This window comes from Bradyrhizobium sp. CIR48 (assembly GCF_014198315.1).
In the GTDB taxonomy this organism is placed as follows: domain Bacteria; phylum Pseudomonadota; class Alphaproteobacteria; order Rhizobiales; family Xanthobacteraceae; genus Bradyrhizobium.
Window position 1 is genome coordinate 45,750 of the sequence record NZ_JACIHG010000018.1, and the last position, 20,061, is coordinate 65,810.

General features: G+C 57.5%; 19 protein-coding genes and 2 pseudogenes. 8 read left to right on the forward strand and 13 right to left on the reverse strand.

Annotated elements, in window-relative coordinates; all coding sequences use genetic code 11:
* Positions 1–222: 222 nt before the first annotated feature.
* Positions 223–795 (reverse strand): winged helix-turn-helix domain-containing protein, encoded by a 573-nt coding sequence (locus GGD66_RS42510; protein WP_409362398.1) that lies wholly within the window; start codon positions 793–795, stop codon positions 223–225.
* A gap of 148 nt (positions 796–943) precedes the next feature.
* On the opposite strand from GGD66_RS42510, the gene GGD66_RS38130 reads away from it, so the two are divergent.
* Positions 944–1,180 carry a DUF1127 domain-containing protein gene (locus GGD66_RS38130; protein WP_018321068.1) on the forward strand — a complete coding sequence of 79 codons (237 nt, stop codon included), beginning with the start codon at positions 944–946 and terminating at the stop codon, positions 1,178–1,180.
* A 392-nt stretch (positions 1,181–1,572) separates the two neighbouring features.
* On the opposite strand, the pseudogene GGD66_RS38135 reads toward GGD66_RS38130, so the two are convergent.
* Positions 1,573–1,937, reverse strand: a pseudogene (locus GGD66_RS38135) (tyrosine-type recombinase/integrase); the annotation flags it as partial.
* Positions 1,938–2,149: 212 nt separating this feature from the next.
* Positions 2,150–2,989 carry a Crp/Fnr family transcriptional regulator gene (locus tag GGD66_RS38140; RefSeq protein WP_183261765.1) on the reverse strand — a complete coding sequence of 280 codons (840 nt, stop codon included), beginning with the start codon at positions 2,987–2,989 and terminating at the stop codon, positions 2,150–2,152.
* An 871-nt stretch (positions 2,990–3,860) separates the two neighbouring features.
* Between GGD66_RS38140 and GGD66_RS38145 the strand changes: the two genes are divergently transcribed.
* Complete coding sequence (locus GGD66_RS38145) at positions 3,861–4,352, forward strand: hypothetical protein (RefSeq protein ID WP_183238187.1); 492 nt, start codon at positions 3,861–3,863, stop codon at positions 4,350–4,352.
* Positions 4,353–5,090: 738 nt separating this feature from the next.
* Here the strand turns inward: GGD66_RS38145 and GGD66_RS42515 are convergent.
* Positions 5,091–5,291, reverse strand: coding sequence for a hypothetical protein (locus GGD66_RS42515; protein WP_018321073.1), 201 nt, complete (start codon positions 5,289–5,291; stop codon positions 5,091–5,093).
* A 358-nt stretch (positions 5,292–5,649) separates the two neighbouring features.
* On the opposite strand from GGD66_RS42515, the pseudogene GGD66_RS41795 reads away from it, so the two are divergent.
* Positions 5,650–5,861 (forward strand): annotated as a pseudogene (locus tag GGD66_RS41795) (hypothetical protein).
* Positions 5,862–6,242: 381 nt separating this feature from the next.
* Here the strand turns inward: GGD66_RS41795 and GGD66_RS38155 are convergent.
* Positions 6,243–6,632 (reverse strand): hypothetical protein, encoded by a 390-nt coding sequence (locus GGD66_RS38155; RefSeq protein ID WP_157644427.1) that lies wholly within the window; start codon positions 6,630–6,632, stop codon positions 6,243–6,245.
* 191 nt (positions 6,633–6,823) lie between these two features.
* On the opposite strand from GGD66_RS38155, the gene GGD66_RS38160 reads away from it, so the two are divergent.
* Positions 6,824–7,006, forward strand: coding sequence for a hypothetical protein (locus GGD66_RS38160; RefSeq protein ID WP_183238184.1), 183 nt, complete (start codon positions 6,824–6,826; stop codon positions 7,004–7,006).
* Positions 7,007–7,242: 236 nt separating this feature from the next.
* Positions 7,243–7,605, forward strand: a complete 363-nt coding sequence (locus GGD66_RS38165) for a hypothetical protein (RefSeq protein WP_183238183.1) — start codon at positions 7,243–7,245, stop codon at positions 7,603–7,605.
* Between the two features lie 6 nt (positions 7,606–7,611).
* On the opposite strand, the gene GGD66_RS38170 is transcribed toward GGD66_RS38165, so the two are convergent.
* Together GGD66_RS38170 and GGD66_RS38175 are read right to left on the reverse strand one after the other, a co-directional pair.
* Positions 7,612–7,815 carry a cold-shock protein gene (locus tag GGD66_RS38170; RefSeq protein ID WP_018321078.1) on the reverse strand — a complete coding sequence of 68 codons (204 nt, stop codon included), beginning with the start codon at positions 7,813–7,815 and terminating at the stop codon, positions 7,612–7,614.
* 189 nt (positions 7,816–8,004) lie between these two features.
* Positions 8,005–8,364, reverse strand: a complete 360-nt coding sequence (locus GGD66_RS38175) for a hypothetical protein (protein ID WP_246783519.1) — start codon at positions 8,362–8,364, stop codon at positions 8,005–8,007.
* 2,605 nt (positions 8,365–10,969) lie between these two features.
* On the opposite strand from GGD66_RS38175, the gene GGD66_RS42310 reads away from it, so the two are divergent.
* Complete coding sequence (locus GGD66_RS42310; RefSeq protein WP_312014219.1) at positions 10,970–11,290, forward strand: hypothetical protein; 321 nt, start codon at positions 10,970–10,972, stop codon at positions 11,288–11,290.
* 639 nt (positions 11,291–11,929) lie between these two features.
* On the opposite strand, the gene GGD66_RS41805 is transcribed toward GGD66_RS42310, so the two are convergent.
* The 5 genes from GGD66_RS41805 to GGD66_RS38200 form a co-directional block, all read right to left on the reverse strand.
* Complete coding sequence (locus tag GGD66_RS41805) at positions 11,930–12,241, reverse strand: PilZ domain-containing protein (RefSeq protein WP_183238182.1); 312 nt, start codon at positions 12,239–12,241, stop codon at positions 11,930–11,932.
* Complete coding sequence (locus GGD66_RS38190; protein ID WP_183238181.1) at positions 12,238–12,999, reverse strand: GGDEF domain-containing protein; 762 nt, start codon at positions 12,997–12,999, stop codon at positions 12,238–12,240. Before GGD66_RS38190 ends, GGD66_RS41805 begins: the two co-directional genes overlap by 4 nt.
* A complete protein-coding gene (locus GGD66_RS38195) occupies positions 12,996–13,355 on the reverse strand; it encodes a PAS domain-containing protein (RefSeq protein WP_183238180.1) in 360 nt (119 codons plus the stop codon). The genes GGD66_RS38190 and GGD66_RS38195 overlap by 4 nt, the downstream gene beginning before the upstream one ends.
* Positions 13,356–13,405: 50 nt before the next feature.
* On the reverse strand, positions 13,406–13,573 hold the full coding sequence (locus tag GGD66_RS42520; protein ID WP_409362399.1) for a hypothetical protein: 168 nt from the start codon (positions 13,571–13,573) through the stop codon (positions 13,406–13,408).
* A gap of 769 nt (positions 13,574–14,342) precedes the next feature.
* Positions 14,343–14,651: a hypothetical protein gene (locus GGD66_RS38200; RefSeq protein ID WP_183238179.1), complete on the reverse strand. Its 309-nt coding sequence runs from the start codon at positions 14,649–14,651 to the stop codon at positions 14,343–14,345.
* A gap of 471 nt (positions 14,652–15,122) precedes the next feature.
* Between GGD66_RS38200 and GGD66_RS38205 the strand changes: the two genes are divergently transcribed.
* The gene (locus tag GGD66_RS38205; RefSeq protein WP_183238178.1) at positions 15,123–16,145 is read left to right on the forward strand and encodes an ABC transporter substrate-binding protein; all 1,023 of its coding nucleotides are present in this window, start codon (positions 15,123–15,125) and stop codon (positions 16,143–16,145) included.
* Positions 16,146–16,689: 544 nt separating this feature from the next.
* Here GGD66_RS38205 and GGD66_RS38210 read toward each other — a convergent pair.
* Positions 16,690–16,881 (reverse strand): CsbD family protein, encoded by a 192-nt coding sequence (locus GGD66_RS38210; RefSeq protein WP_026202761.1) that lies wholly within the window; start codon positions 16,879–16,881, stop codon positions 16,690–16,692.
* A gap of 2,219 nt (positions 16,882–19,100) precedes the next feature.
* On the opposite strand from GGD66_RS38210, the gene GGD66_RS38215 reads away from it, so the two are divergent.
* Entirely contained in the window at positions 19,101–20,060 is a 960-nt protein-coding gene (locus tag GGD66_RS38215; RefSeq protein ID WP_183238177.1) for a DUF3618 domain-containing protein, read from the forward strand.
* The last annotated feature ends 1 nt before the right edge of the window (position 20,061 follow it).

Below are 20,061 nucleotides of genomic sequence, written 5' to 3' on the forward strand. Positions count from 1 at the left end.
CGCTCCGCACGTCGTGCCTCAACTGCAACAAGCTGCACGTTTAAAGTATTGGCCAGCCTCGATACAATTTCGTGTTGCATTTCGAAAAGGTCGGCAACAGGCTTGTCGAACCGGTCGGCCCATAGATGACTCCCTGTTTGGGCGTCGATGAGCTGTACGCTCACTCTCAACAGCTTATTGGCCCGCTGCACAGATCCCTCCAGCACATAGCGGACATTCAACTCACGCCCGACCTGTTTGACGTCGAGGGCCTTGCCCTTGAAGGTGAACGCGGTATTGCGAGCGATCACGAAGAAGTCGTTGATGCGGGAGAGGTCTGCAGTCAGATTTTCTGGTGACGCCATCCACGAAATAGTCCTGCTCCAAATCGCCGCCGAGATTGGTGAATGGCAACACGACGATGGAGAGACGCGGTGGTGAAGCCGGGCACGTTAGGTTCTCGCTGCCTTGCTCTAAAGGTGCAACCGGTCTTGTCGAGATTTCATCTCCTTCCCGAACCGAGCCCACGAAGCGGAAGCCCTTGCGCGGGAGCGTCTTTATCAGATGCTGTTTCTCACCAGTGTCGCCGATTGCGCTCCGAGCGGCGTTCATGCGGGTCGTCAGCGCGGCGTCGGAAACGATACGTCCGTTCCAAACGGCGTTGATAAGGTCGTCTTTGCTGACGACCCGCTCCCGGTTCCGGATCAGGTAATCAAGCAGATCGAACACCTTAGGTGTGACAACAATCACTTCCGTTGCGCGGTAAAGCTCGCGCCGATCGGAATCTAATGCGTAATCCTCAAAAAGATAACGCAAGTGGCCAATCCTTTTCGGCGGCACCACGCCCGCCAGGAGCGCGAAGAATAAGCTGCCGGTGAGGAAAATGTAAGCCAGCTGTTAAGCGCGCGAGCGGATGTGCTGGCAATTTTCGCTTGGTGAATCAGCCCAACTTGGACTCACTGCCATGAGCACGATCCACGCGACCACTGGGATCCGACCGGCAACTGGAAGGCGGCAGTATTACAGTCCCCTCGAAGCATATTGGGATGCGTTTCGTGAGTGGCGCAAACGCGAGAGGCTGCGAACCCAGCTATGCCGGCTGACGGACAGCGAGCTTATGGACATTGGTATCACGCGCGGTGAGATCGACTTCGTCACCTCGAACCCATCCATCGACCCAACCATCTTTCGTTCATCCTAGCTCGGCAATCGGCGATAGGCGTGCTCACTGTCACTACGATAGGCAGTCTGTTTGTATCCCGGCGAGATACCACTCGCGCCGTCTGGTCGCTGACGATTGCTTTTACGACGCAGCGCAAAGCCAAGAACTTGGATGTACGAACAAGTTTTCAGCAGAATTTCGATCGATGGTCAAACTCCTGGCGGTCATTGCAATCATCTTGGCAATCCTGGCGATGGCCCGGGGGCCGCAGAATCAATTTGTCCCACTGCCAACGGGGCCGCTGCCAGCGCCGCTTATTCCCTGAGTTCGCCGACGGTGCACACTTACCAATTGGTCGCTGGCGCACAGGTCGGCTCTTGGCCCGGAGCGGTCTGTGAGGCAGCGCGGAGCGCGTCTGCTCTGCCCCGAAGTCAGACGTCGACTTGTTCTGCTATCGCGAGGGCATCGTCGACCTCGATGCCGAGATATCGAACGGTGCTCTCGATCTTAGTATGCCTGGAAGCAGCTGTACGGCTCGCAGGTTGCCGGTTCGGCGATATATTAAGGTCGCCTTGGTCCGGCGAAGGGAATGCGTCCCGAACAGATGCGGGTCCAATCCGATGTCGGCGAGCCAGCGGGATAGGAGGCGGGCATACTGGCGGGTCGTCATATGTCCACTCAGCCGCCGGCCAGTGAACAGGTATTCTCCCGACCTCCTGCCTGCAACCCGCAGGTAATCGTCGATTACCTGCCGGGTCGATTCAGTCAGTTCGAATTTGACTGGCCGGCCAGCAGTTAATACCCGCAATAGGTAGGCCAGTGCCACGTCCGCTCGTGGCCCGCGCGACTGACTTGCCCTCTTAGCCCCACACGGTCCGCTTCCGACGGCTGAGCGGAAGGCCACCGTGGACACTTCGACGCCTGCCTTTGACCCCAAGCGGACATCGTTGCGTCGCGAGAGCCGCACTGCGCGGCGACAGTAGTGCCCCCAATGGTAGTCAATGCCATTCAAGCTGTGCCTCGCGCAGCTGCCATCTGTCGCGCCGCTTTCTCTTGTGCGAGAGCTGCTTCCAGCCGCGAGATGCTTCCCTGGAGTCGCTGGTTGTTTTCCAGGAGACGCTGGCTGGTCAGGAGGAGGATATGGTATCCGAATTGCTGATCACTCTGAAAATAGATTTCAAGCAACCTTTCATAGGTTATGGTCAGGACTTGGCCGTCTTCTATGCACTCGATCGTCGCGGTTCGCCGGTTATCGGGTGTGAGGAAGCCAAGTTCTCCCATGAAGCGCCCTGGCGGAAGCTCGACCCCGATTTCTATGACGAGAAACTTCCCGGTGGCGATGAGGAACATTTCCGTAGCGGAATCACCCTTCCTGAAGAGTATGTCGCCTCGGCGATATCTACGTTCGGTCATGAATGGTTTGAGCCATTCCATCGACCAGTCGCCCCGCGTCGCGTTACGTGCTTTCTTAACGAGCTTGAGCAGTTGACGGAGGCGAACGGCATTGACTGGCAACAGCAGCAGATAAAGCAGAAAGGTGGCGACGCTTCCGGAAAGCGCGCAAGAAATTGCGAAGAATGTACAGCCGACCATATTCGCGACCCGCAGCGGCACCATTCTCTGCATCAGCAAGGTAGCGACAAAGAATATGGCGCCAACCAAGGCGAACATGTTGGCGAGCGTGATATTAGCCAACACAATTTCAAACAGCCGATTAAACAGTGCGTCGTAGGTGATGTTGTCGGGATCAAGTCCCATTTGAACGAGGATCTTTGCGATCCTGAAATTGTCGGCCGCTGTATTAAGTATGCGGTCTAGAATTGTCGAAAAATCTGCATTGGAATTCATCGGATCACCCCTATGCAAACATTCGGTTTTGTGGGAATTCGCGGATACGTGATAGTCGAAGTCGGACAGCACAAGCGGTATTGATCCACGTTCAATATTACCCGGCGCGGTTGTTTTTGGTGATCACAGGCGCGTGGCCGGTAGCGTGTCAACGCTCAGACCGGGCGGGGCTCCGGGGGGCTTCGTCCCGCGATACATAAAGCCGTTCCTAGCCCGTAGCCGAATTCCTTTGAGCCGCCGAGAAGGCCATTCTCAGGGAAGGAGCCCGACCTGACGAACTGAGCGGCCGGACCGCCGCTTGTGAACCAGAGCAGAAGTCGGCCTCCACATAGATCAATTATCGAACCAACACCTAATCGGCTCGCTTCCTACAATTAGCTCGGACAGCGCGGATGGAAAGGAGCGCTGAAATGCAAGCTCTCTTTGGCACTTCCGTTCAAGCAAGTACGCAAAGGATATCGCTAAGATGATCGATGCAACGCCGGCAAAGAAAGGCCACCGTTCGCCGCTCATGGAGCACTCCGTAGCAGGAGGGTTGGCAATCAATCCCACGGCCTTGGTTTAAATTCACCGCTTTCATACTGCCCCCGGGCGGCCTCGTCAGATGTGAATTGGTTCACGTCCCGCCAAATGTTTTGGCTCGCCTGTTCGCTCAACCTGAGCGGTCCCCCTCTGCGACGGCCGCAAGTGGCCCATCGCTGCCGCATGCCACGGCCAAGGATATGTCGGCTGTCGGGGATAGATCGGACCTAACCTAAGCGGGCCCAAACCGTCGCGATTGACCCAAAGCCGACATTCGTCACATGCAGCTTGGCAAAGTGTTAGGTAACGAGAGTGTAGCGCTTGCTTGTGACTTGAAAGCGGTCGTACTGTGCCAAAATCCATTAAAATTCTGCTTATTGTCTTGTCGGTGGTGGCGGCTGTTCCGGCCGGACTTTTCGCAGCGCTCTGGATTTGGTTTTCCTACGAGACGGCTAAGGTTGATCGATTTTATCACGACAATCGCTTGTTTGGTGCGATGCGGGAAGTCGAGAAACAAAGCACAAACGACTCCGCATCCGCACGCGACGCAATGTTGAAAATGATACCTCTCGGCACAGGTAAGGATACAGTCATCGCGTTTCTTCGCAACGAGGGACTGGGATGTCGGGCTAAGGCCGAGCCAGTCACGAACATCGAACCACAAAAGCGCCTACTCGAAGGTCACGTAACCGCCGATAGTCTGACAAAGAAGGAATGGTTGGAGTGTCAGGCAATGACTCCTAACGTCATGGGCTACAAGCAATGGATCGTAAGCTTGGAATTTGACGCCGAGAAGCATTTGAGCGATGCACGTGTCGCGATCTGGAACATATTCTTGTAGTAGCAAATCGATCCGCTCCGACCTTTCCTACTTCCGCTTACGGCCCATAGCTGACCAACACGGCGTTGCCCGTTGAGGGCCGCTTTTGACTCCTTTCAGACGTTTGTCGGATTCGGTTTCGTGCCGCGTTAACACAACCCGGTTATACGAGCCACCACGCTCCGAACGGATCGCCTTTCTTGCGAGGCAGTGACCTAATGAAACGCATTTTTACGTTTCTCATAGTCGGGCCGCTGCTTATGGGCGGCGTGCTCGACTTTCTGTTTGGGTCGACGAGTGCTCTTGGTTGGTTGGGCTTCCGTTCTTGAGCGTTTTGGTTGCGTTTCCAAGTGCGGTTGTCGATTACTCTTTGGAAGGGCGACGCTGGCAGCTCGCTCTCGTTACAGCGTCCGGCATTGTTGGATCGTCTCTGGCGGGCTTCTCTTCCCAAAGCCATCTATTTTTGATCGCCGCTGCTGGAGGTGTCTCGATGGCGTTCTGTTCTTGGATGACCAATCAGAGCTGGTCCCCAGAACACAGGGCGTGATCAGGGCCGCATCCTTAGCGTTCACTTCCGCTTGTGGCCCATTTGAGACCCTCCACTGCACGCTGAGAGTGTCCGCTGGGCGCGGCCGACCGGAAGTTAAAGCCGCAGGATGACGCGCTTGCCCAAAGCGGCCCCAGCGCTGACCTATTTCGCATTCGTAGCGGGCCCAGTACAGCTCTATAAATCAGCAGATTGGGCCCGACGCGTTCGAACTAAATCGAACCGTTCTTCGTGACGTGCAAGCGACGAACGTAATACCCTTGTCGCTGAACGGTTGACCTAATCTCGTCGCTTACTTTGAGAATTCTTTTCCTGCTCTTGCGCCACTTATTTGCAGAGTAAGCCCCGGGTATCGCGGACCCTGTGTTTAGAACGAGCAAATCTCGCTTCCCATTGCGATAGACATCAAACACTTTTCGCCCCCGCTGCGATTGTCAAAGCAAATACGAAATATGTTTCGGTCATTCTGATCGATCAGCTTACAACTCCGAACGGCTGTGCGGGTTGCAAATGGGCAACGCTCCGCGACTTTTGCTTGAAAACCTGCCAAACGGCGAACGCCGTCGAAGGTCCTTATGATTGTGGTCCCGGGAGGCGAGCGTTTTGCGAATGTTCTAAAACGGACGATTGGTGTTCCTTGAGGGGAGTGCCATGAAAGATATGGAAACTTCCATCTGAAGCACGCCATTGTAGCGCTCGTCGACATTGGCTGGGGGCGTTAATTGTGGATTAAATATTATCTAAGCCGCGCGGACCTCTCGGAGGGTGGAAATGTCAGAACAAGATGACGATCGGCGGGAATTTCTGAAGACCTGCGGCAAGTTCGCCGTTGTACCCCCCTACCATCACAGCATTGCTGTCGACGTCCCTGACTAGCACAGCCATCGCCAGCTCCGGAGGCCGGATGGTCCAACGGCAATAACGGTTATGGCAGTGGCGGCGGCGACGGCAGCCCCAACGGCAAAGAAGATAAGGATCGCTGAGACGCAGCGGGACGGCAAGCTGGGCGCTTTGCCGATTGCGAAGTTTTCCCGATCCCCTACCGGACTGAATGTTTTGAGATTCAAGCGCAGCTTTTACCAGCTCCCCCGCCTTACCAATCAGGTCATCCAACCACCCGCCGATATCAGCGGCAGTCGACTTGAACTGTGCAGCTAGTTGCGCAGAGGACTGTTTCCACGCTCGGTCGAATGCAGCAGCCTTGGCGACTGTGGCACCAGCGATCACGGCGCCAGCCGCTTCCGCTCCCTGCGCGATATCCTCAAACGACTTGCTTCCGTTCCGAAGAGCCTCAACCCAACTCTCGGAGAGCCCGAGCATTTGAGCCGCCTTCGTCTTCTCGGGCATCGAACCGAATTTGTTGATCAGATCGCCGGCAATAACAGAAGCTGGCTCAGACTGATAACCTGGCCGTTGCGGTCCTTGTACTTGATGTTGTTGGCATCAAGCAGCTTCGTCAGCGAGTTTTCATTTTCCTTGGCGTCGGCCAGCAGTGAGGCGAACTTGCGCAGATAGGTAACAGACTCCTGCGAAGAAACACCGCCCTGCCCTGCAGCAAATTGGATCTGCTGGAAGCGCTTCGCAGTGAGGCCGGTAAATTCGGCGTTCTTCTGCAGGTCAGCAAGTTCGCTATTGACCTTGGTAAGCGCAGCAAGGAGCCCGCCAACCAAGCCGGTAACGCCGGCAGCGGCAACGCCGAGAGTCGCGAACCCACCCGCCGTTGAGTTTAGCAAACGACTGCTCAATGCGGTCAATCGCATCATCCGCCATGTCGCCAGCTTGATTCAGATCACTTTGGAATTGGTCCAGCTTCGCGCCGAGTTGAACTACCAAGTCGTTTGCCATTGGTTTCCTATTGGTGAATGCGCGCTACGTAACGTCGCGCGGGTTTTCGTATCGCGACTGGTGTGTTAGACCGCGCTCCTCACCATTGAAGGAGCGCGTTTTGGCTAAGAAGACCAAGAAGACTGTTCGCCGTGAGTGGACCAAGGAAGACATCAAAGAATTGAAGGCACACTCGAAGGCGCGGACGCCGGTTGTAAAAATTGCTAAGATGACTAAGCGAACTGAAGGCGCACTACGTCAGAAGGCGATTGTCCTGGAGATCGGGCTAGGGCATCAGAGGTGATATGAGGGAGCTAATAAGCTCCACTTCTTACGAAGGTCGCGCCTCGCGCGTTCTACCGCATACGTCGACCGCAAATGCACCTCTGCGGCTTTCTCAAAGGAACATCAGAGGGGGCTAATGCTTGAATCGACGCCGGCTCGTCCCCGGAGCCGGCGGAGCGGCCCCGGCCCATAACCCTAGCCCCCTGCCAGCCGGGGCCGTCTCTCCGCACCGAGTGGTAGTATCGGAGTAAGCGTATGCGTCAGTCGCCCTCGATTGTCCCCCTGGATCGGCTAGACCGCGACATCTATTTGGTTCTGGAAGACTTCGGCGCACATGCCGGCTGCGCGTGGCGCGAGACCGACGAGCAAGACACCGATCGTGACACCGTCATTCGCGATCTGCTCTCCGGCCAATACGCCTATCCCGTCCGAATTGTCGCGTTGAACGCCATCGAGGGTTGGTCCCGCGATGCCACCGGGGACATTGCAGATGCGTTGGCCGAACGTGCTGCTCGGGAACGGTTGGACCTGACGCCAGCGCTTGAAGCCTTCGTTCAAGCTAACGCGAGCCGCCCTTTTACACTGCAGCTCGCATTGCCGTTGCGCGGCGCCGCTTGAGCCGGATCAGCGGATTCGCAGGTTCTCCGCGGAGTCCTTGCCGCGATTGTTCACGACGTCAAAGCTGACTTTTGCGCCCTCGGCGAGAGAGGTAAATCCAGCCTTCTCGACTGCCGAGATGTGAACAAAGACGTCCTTGCCGCCAGAATCCGGCTGAATGAACCCATATCCCTTTGTCGGGTTGAACCACTTAACTGTCCCCATAGCCACTTTGAATTCTCCATTTTCTAAAAAGCAAAGCTAGTGCCTGAATTTCGACAAAAGAAAGGCTGGTCCAGCCCGCCTTCACGCGGGGGCGCCGCCAACGACCTCGTCCGGCCAACGCTTCAGCAGCTAGATCCGGATCTCGTCAGCATCGACCTGCGTGTGTTGCGCGAAGCCTGACCAGCCCGCCGATCGTCACGCTACCGAACGTTCCTGCATTGGGACGGCTACGCCAGCGCGGGCATCCTCAACTAAGATCGACACCGCGATCGGAGCGTTCGGAATAGTTTGAGGTGCGCCTTCGAGATGAACACCGCCAGGAGTCATTCGGTGAAACGCGCGCACCGCGTCCGCCGCTTCGTGCAAGGTGACGTCGGACGCCAACGCAATCACGAGATCGATTACTTGGTCTTCGTCCAGATCTGGTGCAGCGGTCCGTAGGCCTGTCGGCAGGAGGCCGTTTTCCTGCAATCGTCTGCTAACGCCGCCGCTGCGACTGCGAGGGAATTGTAGGTGACGCTCGACAACGTCGAGCACGGTGGTGTGTTTGGCCATAGCGGGCCGCTCTCCTTTCAGAGATAAGAGATCGCGCTTGCGACTAGGTGATTTAAAAACGAGCCGCCAAGCGGCTCACGGCACTGGGCCGGAAAAATGGGCGACGCCGGTAGTGGGCCGGCGCGCCAAAATCTGCACGTCACGTCGGGATCAACATCCCTTCATGTCAATACGGTCCCACTTGAAGGCAGGGACGCGCGTCGACGAAAAAGCAGGCTGCTAGTTCAGAAACTTCACAGCGATATGGCGCGCATCCCGCCATACAACCGAGCAATCAATATCCAAGCCAGTACTTGGAACGCGCAGGCCGAAAGCCGCGGGCACGAAAGGCGCGTTATCGATCTGGACTATGGCAGAGCAATTCGTGAGGTGGCGGACCTTGCACCGCAGAGGACTGCCGTCGACCAAGATCTGCGCAGCATAGACATTACGTCGCCGCTCGTTCGCCACGTCTCGCCGTCCCCCGCTTATAACGCGGGGTGATGTTGATCGGCGATTCCAGTCTCAAATGAGGCTGGACCATGGTTTCATTGTTAGGCTGCCAGCTTTTTCTCCATCGAAGCCAACGCAGCCAAAGCATTGTCTTGAGCGCGCACAGCCCTCCTCTCCCCAGCCTTGCCATCGCCCCAGCCGTTCGCGGCGCCAATCTCGCGCGCGGTCCGACCGTCTAAGCTGGCTTCCAATACCCCGAGATGATCGCCGAGCGCAGCGGCAATGTGTGGCGGTCTAGCGTGGAAATAAGGGCGTCCTCCGGGCCACAAGCCGGTCCATCGAAGCTGCCCTTGGTCGCGGTATTGTTGCGGTGCTGCCGATATCCCAGAAAACTCTGCGCCGCGAGCAATAACCGTCTGACAGCGTTCAGCGAGCGCGAGCCCAGTGTTGTTTCGAGCCGCGGCGAACGGGGCGCGAGAGCCCAGACCAGCACGGTCTATCTCAACTCTGCGATTATCATTACACGCACACAGGGCCTGCGCCCAATGGGCCGCCCGAAACCGGCTGTAATCCTCGCCTTCGGAGCCGCGCTCCACATAACCTGATCGCTCCGTAAAACCGCCCGGTTTCTTTGGCGAGGTGTGCAGCCGATGTCGGCAGCGTCGTCCCACCCTTAGGCCCGTCCTTCAGATACCTATCGGCAATCTTCGTGATATGTTCACAGGAGGCGCGCCGTGATTGGTCTCTGGTTCATCGGCTCTGTTCTGCTGCTGATTGCGGCCGCTGTGCTTGGCCTCCTGGCGATCGTCGTGAAAGGTCAGCAACACGATCCTGGGATCGAATAGCGCGTTCTCCACTCCCGCGACCGGAACGACGCGCGCTCATTATTGATGCCGCAAAAAAAGGCCCTAGCACAACCCGCCGGCGCCGTTGGAGGCCTCGACAGTAATGGGGTGGTGCCGAGGTCCCCTAAGCTCTAGGAAAATTCGGCAATCGGGTCTGTATCCCTTTGGACATAAGCGGCGCCCTTGATCGCGCTCTCTTTGCTTTTCCACACCCACGATGGGAAGTAGGTCACGGATCTTCCGAGCCCCTACAAATCGATAATTTGCGAGCTACTTACGATGCCGCTTTGATGACGGCATGCCTCGCCGTGTCCGACGCCACACGCCCACGCACGCTGACGGTCGCCCGCTGAAGATCACGTTCCGCGAGATGCGAGAAATGGGCTTGAGCGGCGTCCTGGTCTACTGCCATTGCGGGCACCACGTTGCGATCAATGCGGACAGTTGGCCCGATGAAATCCGGCTGTCAGATCTCGAGCCGCGGTTCGTGTGCCAGGGCTGCGGTGCTCGCGGCGCCGACATTCGCCCCGACTTTGATCGTGGTGATGGACGACTTGCCATCGTGGGCTACCGGACTATCGATCAACTGAGATCGAAATCAGAGGTGCAAACCGATAATAAAACGGATGGCGAAGAAGGAGCCAACGGCGACGACTGCCGTCGCACTAAGCGCGAAAAGGACTCTCCAAGTCTCGTCCAACCGACGCCTCGTACAGATAAAACTCCCGTAGCGGCCCCAGCATCAGGCCGGGGGGCATGATGATGCTGGGGCCTCCGGACAGGCTCCTGCCTCGTGGGATTGAGGCCGTCACCGCCAACATAAGCACATCTCCGACCTGCTGTTCCTTCCATTTCCCAACATTCCCGGAGTGTGTCCAAACTCCCACAGCTCTGCCGGGAAACAGAAAAGGCGCAGAAGCCGCTCTGGCACGACCCCTGCGGCCTATGCCGCGACGTTCCGCACGATCGGCGCGGCACGTCTTCTTACTAGCATAACCGGCAGCCGGTGTGCTGTGGCCGGCCCGTTTTGGCAATTGGGCTTGTGGCCAACAAAAACGGCGGCCCCAGCAGGGGCAACTGCCGGGGCCGATGGGGATTGCTCCGGCTCAAGGGCTGGGTTGGGAGACCGAAGCAAAGGCATAATCCGCGGGATTGCCACTTGTTCCCGACTGGAAAGCGCGTGGCGAAATCTATCTTCGGTGGCATGCGTATGGCGTACGAGCTCTGCCTTGCTACCGCCGCCAAGCAGGTCCCGCCCGGGCCGGATTGGATCCACGAAAGTAAAGCACGACGGCTACCGGATGCTGGTCATCCGGGAGGATACCCGAATGCGCCTGCTTTCCCGCAACGGCACCGACTGGACCAAAAGCTACCCCTGGATTGCCGAAGCGGCGCTGAAGAACCGGCAGAAGCGCTTTGTGATCGATGGCGAGGCCGTCATTCTTGGGGTGGACGGCATCAGCGACTTCAACGCGCTGCACAGCCGGCAATTCGACCACGAGGTGCAGCTCTATGCCTTCAATGGGCGGCGGCGACGACTTGCGCTCCTTGCCCCTCCACCTGCGCAAAGCAAATCTGCAGCAGCTGCTAGCGCGCCGACCAGACGGGATCAGCGTGGCACCGTTCGAACGAGGCGAGATCGGGCCTGACCTATTCCGCGCTGCTTGCCGCATGGGCCTTGAGGGGCTGGTTTCGAAGCACCGCGATCGGCCGCACCGAGGGGGTCGGCAGAAGCATACGCGAGCGGAAAGATGTCGCCGCTGTTGCTCGCAGGGCCGGCAGCGGAGCAACGAAAGGAGCGACCGAAGCCGCTCGTCCCGTGTTGACCGATCTTACGCTGTGCGCCCAACGTGCCGTGCCGCCAATCTCTCGCAGCATCCCGGCCAAGGTCAGGCAGTTAAGTCCAAAAATGCGAAAGCGTCATTGTCCGCTTCGGTTCAAGCTGCGAAAAACTCAGGCTGAGCAATCAGGTCAGCTCTAATGTAATGCCGGACTTTCGTCCGCCGATGCTCAATTCGCAGAAGGGCCAGAAGGCGGCACCTCTGCCACCGAAGGGCGCGCTCACATTTTTGATCAAGGCGGGAATGAGAACTGCCTTGTGGTCGAGCTCCGCGATGAAAGAGGCTGCGCGTTCTGAACGGCCGGGGGCGACAGCGCTGGGTTGAGCTTGCGTCGGGCGGGCTCGATCTCGCCCGTTTGCTGAGCGAGACCACGCCCTGCTCCGCTAGCCGGCGGCCTTAGACCGGCCCCGTTGCCGCGATTCGCTCATTGGCTTCCGAGGGAGCACACTACTGTTGGGCCGTAGCTCGATTGAGCTTCCGGTTTCCGTTGGCTTGCTTCAGAAACGTCACGCCGGCCTCCGTACCGTTCACCCAGGCCACCTCACATCGCCCGTAAGCCAATCCGGTCGCGGAAAGCACGAGAAAGAACTCTTTCGGAGGCAGACCGTGATCTGAGGCGTCAACAATGAGCCTCGCCCCAGTATCAGACACGTCTTTGACAGTGCAGGCCCGCTGCCAAGAACCGTCAAACGCCATAATGTTGGCGGTAAAGGGACGGGCGAATTCGATTCGCCGTGCTCCTCGTTTGTTCGGCTTCACTCTGTCGTCCTCTGCAGGCTGGCCAGAGATGGAGCGAGGCGCGGCGCATCGGCAGCGCGACTGGCGGTAGTCGAACTGACCACTGTGCAGTTCCTGCCTCGCTTCTTGACATGGTAAAGAGCGATGTCAGCGTCGCTGAGTAATGTGAATTCATCGGACGTGGCGTGGTTTTTTTGCGCCACGCCGACGCTAACAGCCACGCGAGAAGTTGGTGACCGAGGGTGACGAATCTTCAGACGCTGAACCAACAGTCGAATGGCATCGGCGACCCTCGCTGCTTTCTCCTCAGTGCCCCCTGGGAGTATTACTGCGAACTCCTCCCCACCATAACGCGCCGAGAAGCCTCTCGTATTCGCCGTTGCGCGGCCAATCACTTCAGCAACCTGTTGCAGGCATGCATCACTCGCTGGATGGCCCAAACCGTCGTTGAATTCCTTGAAGTGGTCGATGTCGATAAGGAGAACCGAGACAACATCATGCGCAGCGTAGGCATCTCGCAAAAATGCATCGAAGCTGCGCCGGTTTGCCAGTTTGGTTAGCCCGTCCGTCATTGCGAGCTGGGCCGACTTCAAGTTCGCCTTGGACAATTCGTCTTCCATCTCCTTCTGCTTCGTGACATCCCCGAGGACGCCCACAATCTCCGCATCGGCCGAAGAGAAACGCTCAGCGATCTTGAAGTGGGCCTCTAACCACACGATAGAACCAGTCGCGCGCCGCATCCGGAAGCGCACGGACGGAGAGGCCGCCTCCTCCTTCATTGCTTACTCGCATCGATCACTCTATCACGATCATCTTCGTGGACGACATCGAGGCACAATCTGCAGAGAAAGGCATCTTCACAAGTATCCAGCACGGTAACCACGGAAGGCGACACGTAGCGAACGTATCCCTTTTTATCCATAACGATCACGATGTCGGCGATGTTGTCCTCGAGGAGCCGGAAGCGCGCCTCTCGTTCTTGCAAGGAGCGTTCGACCCTCGCACCGAACCGTAATTGGGCGTTCAGCAGGCATGCAACTCCAACGACCACTGCCAAAAGTATCCCAGCAATCAGAGCGTCGGAGGCAAGATCAGTGCGCCAGCTCTCCAAAACTTCAGCCTCCGACTTGGCCACGGTGACGACCAAAGGGTGGTTTGAAGTCTGCTCGTAACCGACGTACTTGATCAGACCATCGAACGGAGATGTGATCTGTAGAACCCGGAGGCGCTTTCGCCTATGCGTTGCTGGAAGAGAGACGTATCGCCAATTGTTCGGACACTCTTAGCCGCCGGCCAGCGCACCAACAGAGTGCCGTCGCTCTTCAAGATGCTGATCCCGCCCTGGGTGCCCAAGTTGAATGAGCTGAAGAACGAACTGAAGAACTCGCAGTGCGAGGCAGGCTATGACGCCTCTACCACCGGGCGAAGAAATTCTCACTGTCGGCATCATGAGCCTCACTGTCCTAATCGAGGTTGCGCTTTTCGCCTCGATCGGGATGTTCTGATAGACGCGCGCGGCGGGTTGGCCGGGAGGACAACTCAATCCCGGCCAAAATTTTAATCCCGGGCCAAAATTTTTGCATCGTTCCCGCAACACGGACCTACCCGCAACGGAACCAATTTTCATCGAACACAATTGTCTTGTCGTCAGCGATGGGAGGATCATCGCCATGAGGATCAAATATCTCTCCGCGATTGTAATAGCTGTTCTTGCCGCTGGTGCCGGGATGGCCGTCAATTCTCTCGGTTCGCTACCTACCGAAACGCAGTCCACGCCGAACATGCAAGTGGCAAACCGACTAGCTGCCTCGGTTGATCCATTCTTGCTTCGGTACGGTGGCTAATAGGCGGCGTTGCAGCCAACGGTGCTTGCATCCAGTGGTAATTCATTTCGCGCTGTGGTTGGATTTTTATTCGCGCAGCAGCGATCTTGAGTTGTTTGACGAAGTTTTGCTGAAATAGAAGGCTGCTATGCTAGATTTTAGGTAACTAGCCCTGTTCCGTTTTTGCACCGATAAGCAAGTTAGCTGATCATCCTTTGAAGTTTGACGCAGCCTGTGGATGGGCTCACATCGGGCAGCATCGCTGGGGCTTAGAAACTCGGAATATCTCATAGCGATACTCAAACGATGGGGGCCCCATGCCCGCCATATTCAACCTGCTCTATCGCGAATACTGCCGCGCCCGCCTCGCTGAAATGCGGAAACAGCTTCTGATTGCCAGACAAAGTCCTGAAGGCTTGCAAGCCGATTATGTTCGGGATAGCGTTTGCAGGACAGACACGCAGCATGAAATCAATTACGGCGCGCCGAATTGAAGCGGCCGCGAGACATGGACTCTCCTTGACGCCGTTGCGGTCGTCCCTGACCATTTTCGTTTTGCTGGCTCTCGGGGTCTGGTAGGCGGCGCACGGGTGCGGCGCTTGCGTCATGGCTACTCTGGCTGCGCTTGGGCACAGGCAAATGCGACAGCCGGAAATTTCAAGTATGTCCTTAGTCCCGCAGAGGCGCGGAGACGATACGCTGGCATGGAAAGCACTTGTAGACCCGTACAGCCTGCCGATCCACGATTGCGCGCAACGCTCCTACCGGTACCATTTCACGTCATTTTTTCGCAGACAGGAGGTGGCGGGGCGTTACAGTCGGCTCGATTCATGCGACTAAGCGCATACCCGAAGCCGGGACCGGCGAACACTTGGGAAAATACGGGTGGCAGAAGCCGCGGTTGGCACTTCAGCTATTGAGGGGAAACCGGACGGCGGACGTCGCTTGCTTTTGCCGCCGCTTTTTGACCCCAAGCGGACCTTGCTCGCCGCCGCCCCGCAAATGCAGCTTTGCCGCTCACACAGTCTTATGACAAAGTGCTAGATTGTTCGCGCTCCGGCGTGATCCTTGGAGGGCACATGCGACGGCGGGAGTTCATCGCGGGTACGGCGATCACCGCAGCCCTGAGCTTCGCAAAGCCTGTTTACGCTCAGACTGATGCTCGGTCGCCGGGCATAAAACGGATCGCGATTGTCCATACCGCCGAAAAGCCCGAGGGAATGACTATCAACGGTCGCCTGACGTTCAAAGCCTATTTTGGGGAGTTGAAGAGGCTTGGCTATGTCGAAGGACAAAACCTGCTCGTGGACCGGTATTCGGCGCTCGGTCAGTCCGACCACTATGGAGACTTGGCTCGCACAATCGTTGCCAGTCATCCTGATTTGATCATCTCGCTCTCCGGCCCGATTGCACGCCAGTTGAAGCCCCTGACCACTACAATTCCAATATTAGTTAGCAGCGGTGACCCGGTCGCCGGCGGAGTCGTGACGAACCTGGCCAGACCGGATAAAAATATCACTGGAGTGAGTGTTGATGCGGGATTGGGAGTATACGACAAGCGTCTGCAATTCCTTAGCGAGACGGTGCGAAACCTACGCAATGTGCGGGTGCTCATTCCTTCATCTGCGACGATGTTTTGGGAAACGGGTCTCGCACCCCTCCGAGAAGCCGCAGGCCGGGTTGGTATTCGGATTGCCGCTGTATTGCTCAGCGAGAAGCTCGACGGAGCAGCGTATGAGCGGGTCTTCGATGAAATGGAAACAGACCGCGTTGACGGTCTCATGGTTGCGCATCAGGGCGAACACCTTACGAACCGTCAACTAATCGCTGATCTAGCCGCCAAACACCGTCTGCCTGCTGTCTACCCTCATCGCGAATTCGTCGATGTGGGCGGTCTGCTGAGTTACGGCACTGACCTTGGGGACGCCATGCGTCGTCTTGCAGATATGACCGATCAAGTGATGAAAGGCGCAAAACCGGCTGGCATCCCGTTTTACCAGCAAACCAAATTCGAGCTGGTGCTCAATCGAACAACGGCAAAGTCGCTTGGGCTGGAATTTCCGGTGAGTTTGTTGGCTGTCGCCGACGAGGTGATCGAATAGCGCTTCATATCTGCTGCAGCGGCACTGGAGGCGGGCTTAGCGAGCTGCAAGTTTCAAGGATTGGGCGCAAGCCGGTTTGATTTTAGCATACGGCGCTGACACCCGAGATCTCTTTCGCAGACCAGCTGGTTTCGTTGACAAGATTATCAAAGGAGCAAAAGCCCGCCGAACCGCCTGTCGAACAACCAATCGAGTTTGAACTGGTCGTCAATTGCCAAACTGCCGGAGCGCTCGGTCTGACCGTGCCACCGTCCGTGCTCGCCCGTGCCGACGAGATAATCGAATGAGCTCTGCGTTGCATGAGTCCGTTAGTGGCCCATCAGCGCAGTTGAGACACCTGAGTTCCGCTTAGCGGGTCGGTACGGACTTTGATTGCTCAGGCCAAGTTTTCGCATTATGACCCAGAGCCGAAATGGGCTAGTTTCACTTACGTATGTGGATTGCGGAGGCAAAGCCTACGAGCTAGAGCGGCCCCAAAGCTTGTCGTGGGACTGACAGAAAAGAAAAGGCCGCCCATAGGCGGCTAGTTCAGACCTTCTTCTACTTACTTCTTGAGGGCGTCAGCGGCGTCCCGCGCGGCGTCCTTCACGTCTCCCGCAGCGTTATGGGCGGAGCCCTTTGCCTTATCCATCTTGCCTTCGGCTTCCAGGTCCTTGTCTCCGGTAAGCTTGCCGGCACCCTCTTTGATCGCGCCCTTTGTCTTGTCGGCGGCGCCCTTCACATGTTCACGGTCCATGATCGTTATCCTTTCTTGTCCGGAAGACGAGCACAACGAAACCGTTGCGCGGTCGTTCCTACGAGACGCGGTGCCGCCGTTGCGCACTAAGACTTGGCTGTAGCGGCGGATGAAGAACACAGATTGCACTCTGTGCTGCTTACTACTGCGTGAGATGTGTCAACGCAGCAGTCACAAGTTTTCATCAGTAGGGCGGAAATGTTCGGGGCTGCGCACATTGATCAAGCGGCGGGGCTAGATGGAGAAACAGCCATGCGATACCTATCGGCAGCTCCTTGTCGCACTTCCAATGATGTCGATACCTGCTGCCGCCCAGCAGCAAACGGAGACGACGTCTCAATCCGGTGTTGCTCAAAACGTGCAAACTCAAGTCGATAAGGGCATTAAGATCCGCGATTCCGGCGAATCCGGCTATGTTGGCAACCAGGACCGGCCTGGCTCGGCTTCTCACGCACCGGGAGAGCCAACGAGCACGAGCGGGGCGACAACTGGTAGCAGTGCCGCCCGGCAATCCATCAAACATCAATAGTTCGCAGGCCGACTACAACGCTTCCTTGAGGGACGGCTCCGCGTCGAAGAAAGAAATAGCCTTCGAGGACCGCCTTAGAAAATGAGATCGCCCGCGATCTGCCAGCGGCACAGGGAGTGAACCCGCAAGAACGCTCGGCGGGTTTCTTTGTTTGAGCAGGGCGTTTGCCTCTTTTGGAGATGTCGGCTGTTGGCCCATCGCTTCCGCTCCTCGTTCCGTTTGCTGCTAACCCAAAGCGGAAAACGACCGTTCAACCGACCTCGTCACGCCTTGAGCACATGCCCCTGGCCGCCAGTCCTAACTGTCAATCCTGCGAAGTCGAAGGGCCGGGTGCGTCTGTTTGATGACTAGGGCAACCTCCAGCCCCGCATTATTCAGCGCCTCAACGATTAACTACCCCAGCAGCTTAGCGTCTTCACTCGCGATCCGAGCGGTGGAATGATCTTTGAAGAAGTCGCAAACTGTTGCTGCGATGATGGTGTTGATTTGGTGGGTGCCATGCATTTGATGCTCCCCGAGACCTCGCCACTTTCAGAACAGGAGCGTAACCTTGATAAGCTATCGTAATTCGGAAGCGAAAATTTCAGGCGGATCGGAAGTCACTGCTGGGCAACTACGTGCTTCCTCGCAACTTGACGCTTTTCAACAGTGCTTGCTTTGTCGAGTTCAACTTCCTTCTGGATAGCCGCCAGGGAATTGCCGATCTTGCTCACAATCTTGGCTAGGTCAGCTTGCGATATGCCGAGCCTCCTTTTTGGATCTCACCTGCTTTACATCCGCTAGATCGAGCGTCGTACGGATCGGATGTCGCGGCCTGGAACACAGCATCAAGAGACTCCCACCGCCCTCACCGGCGCAATGTTCTCGCCCCAACCTCACGGAAAGGGCGTGCAGGCGATAACTATCCTGTCAGTTTGCAATGCGAGCTTCGAGGGGACAAGCGTCCAAAGGTAGCTGGGCGCTTTTTAGCAACCCAATGGTCGACGGGCCCGCCCGCTTACCAGCGAAGGTGGTGCCTCCAGCCGTAGTGGTGGCCACGGCCTCTGCCCCAACCGTAGTGATGCCCTCGGCCGCCACGGCGCCCCCAGCCATGACCGTGCCCAATTTTGACCGGGAGCGCGCTAGAATCGGACGCGCCAATCGCATCCGGTGTTGCCGCGGGCATCGCCGACGCGGAGGACGTTACAAATGAAGCAAGGGCAATCGCAAAACCGGACAAGCCGACCCACTTCATCCATTTCCCTCCTACGATAAGTGAACCGAGCGCCCGTATGGCCGCTGGTTGTTTCAGATGCTCTAATGAGGGAAACGGGAAAAAGTTGCAACGAAAGATGTTGGAGCGTCACAAGGTGACCCAGGAGCAACTCCCTGTACTCCGAAAGTCTATCACCTGATGACCCAATGCTGCCGCCGACTACCGAAGTTCAGGTGCATCCTTGGGGTCACGCTGCTCCAACGCAGTGCTTGCTTAGCGAAGCTATCGGCTTTCCGGAATTTAGCATCGCGTAAAGCGGGCACGCCGCGCGAGCTCTATCGCTTCGAAGCTACATGGACGCGGTGGGCAGATTAGCTCCACCCGCTCTTCAAAGCACGTCACATCGCTACAGGGATCACCAAGACGATCCCTGAGGAACGATTCAAGAAAGCGTGAGTTCGTCATTAAATCCAAGAGAAATAAGAGGATGGATCGATGACGCGATCGGTGGAGGAGTTGAGACGAGAGTCTGAGCGCACGCGCGCGGAGCTGGCGACTACGGTGGGGCGTTTGAGGGAGCGGATATCGGACACCGCCGATGACATTCGCCATAAGGTCTCGCCGCAGCACATCAAATCCGAAGTCACCGAATACGTCAGCCATAAGACCCAGAGTTGGGTCGACGGGCTCAAGCAACAGATCATGGACAATCCGATGCGCGCCGTGGCCGCGGGCGCCGCAGTGGGTGTCCCGCTGCTCCGCTTGGTGCGAGGCACGCCGCTGCCACTTCTCATGATCGGCGCCGGACTAGCCCTGACCTCGAAGACAGTGCGGGATCGCGCTGCAGACGTCACCGGCCCGGTCATGGACAAAGCGGAGCACATGCTTGGGAACGTGACGGAGGGCGCCCGGGCCATTCAGGGCGACGCCAGGGACACGCTATCCTCCGCCCAAAGCCGGGCCGCCGGGATGGCCGGTGACGCGCAGGACAAGGCCGCTGGTCTCGCCTCTGATCTGCGGGCGAGCGCGGCGCAGGCTGCGCGCTCCGCAAGTGAAAAGCTCAAGAGCGGCATCGACGCCGCAAAGGATGCCGCGGCAAACGCCCCTGACCGGGCCCGACAGACCATTGGCGACAATGCCGCGCTGATCGGAGGCCTGGGTATCGCGATCGGCGCCATCATTGCTACCGCTCTTCCCGAAACGAAGGCTGAAGCCAAGGTGATGGGCCAGGCAAGTGACGGAGTGAAGCAGGCTGCGGCTGCTGCCGCGCAATCCGGGTTCGAAGCGGCGAAAGACGCGACCACATCCGCAGCCGATGCTGCGACGCAAAAAGTCGCCGAGGCTGATCTCGGAAGCCATGCCAGCCGTTTGACGCAGAACATGGCGGACACATTGAAGGAGGCAGCCGAAGACGTGGTCAAAGCTGCCTTTAGCCCCTCTCAAACCAACACTTGAG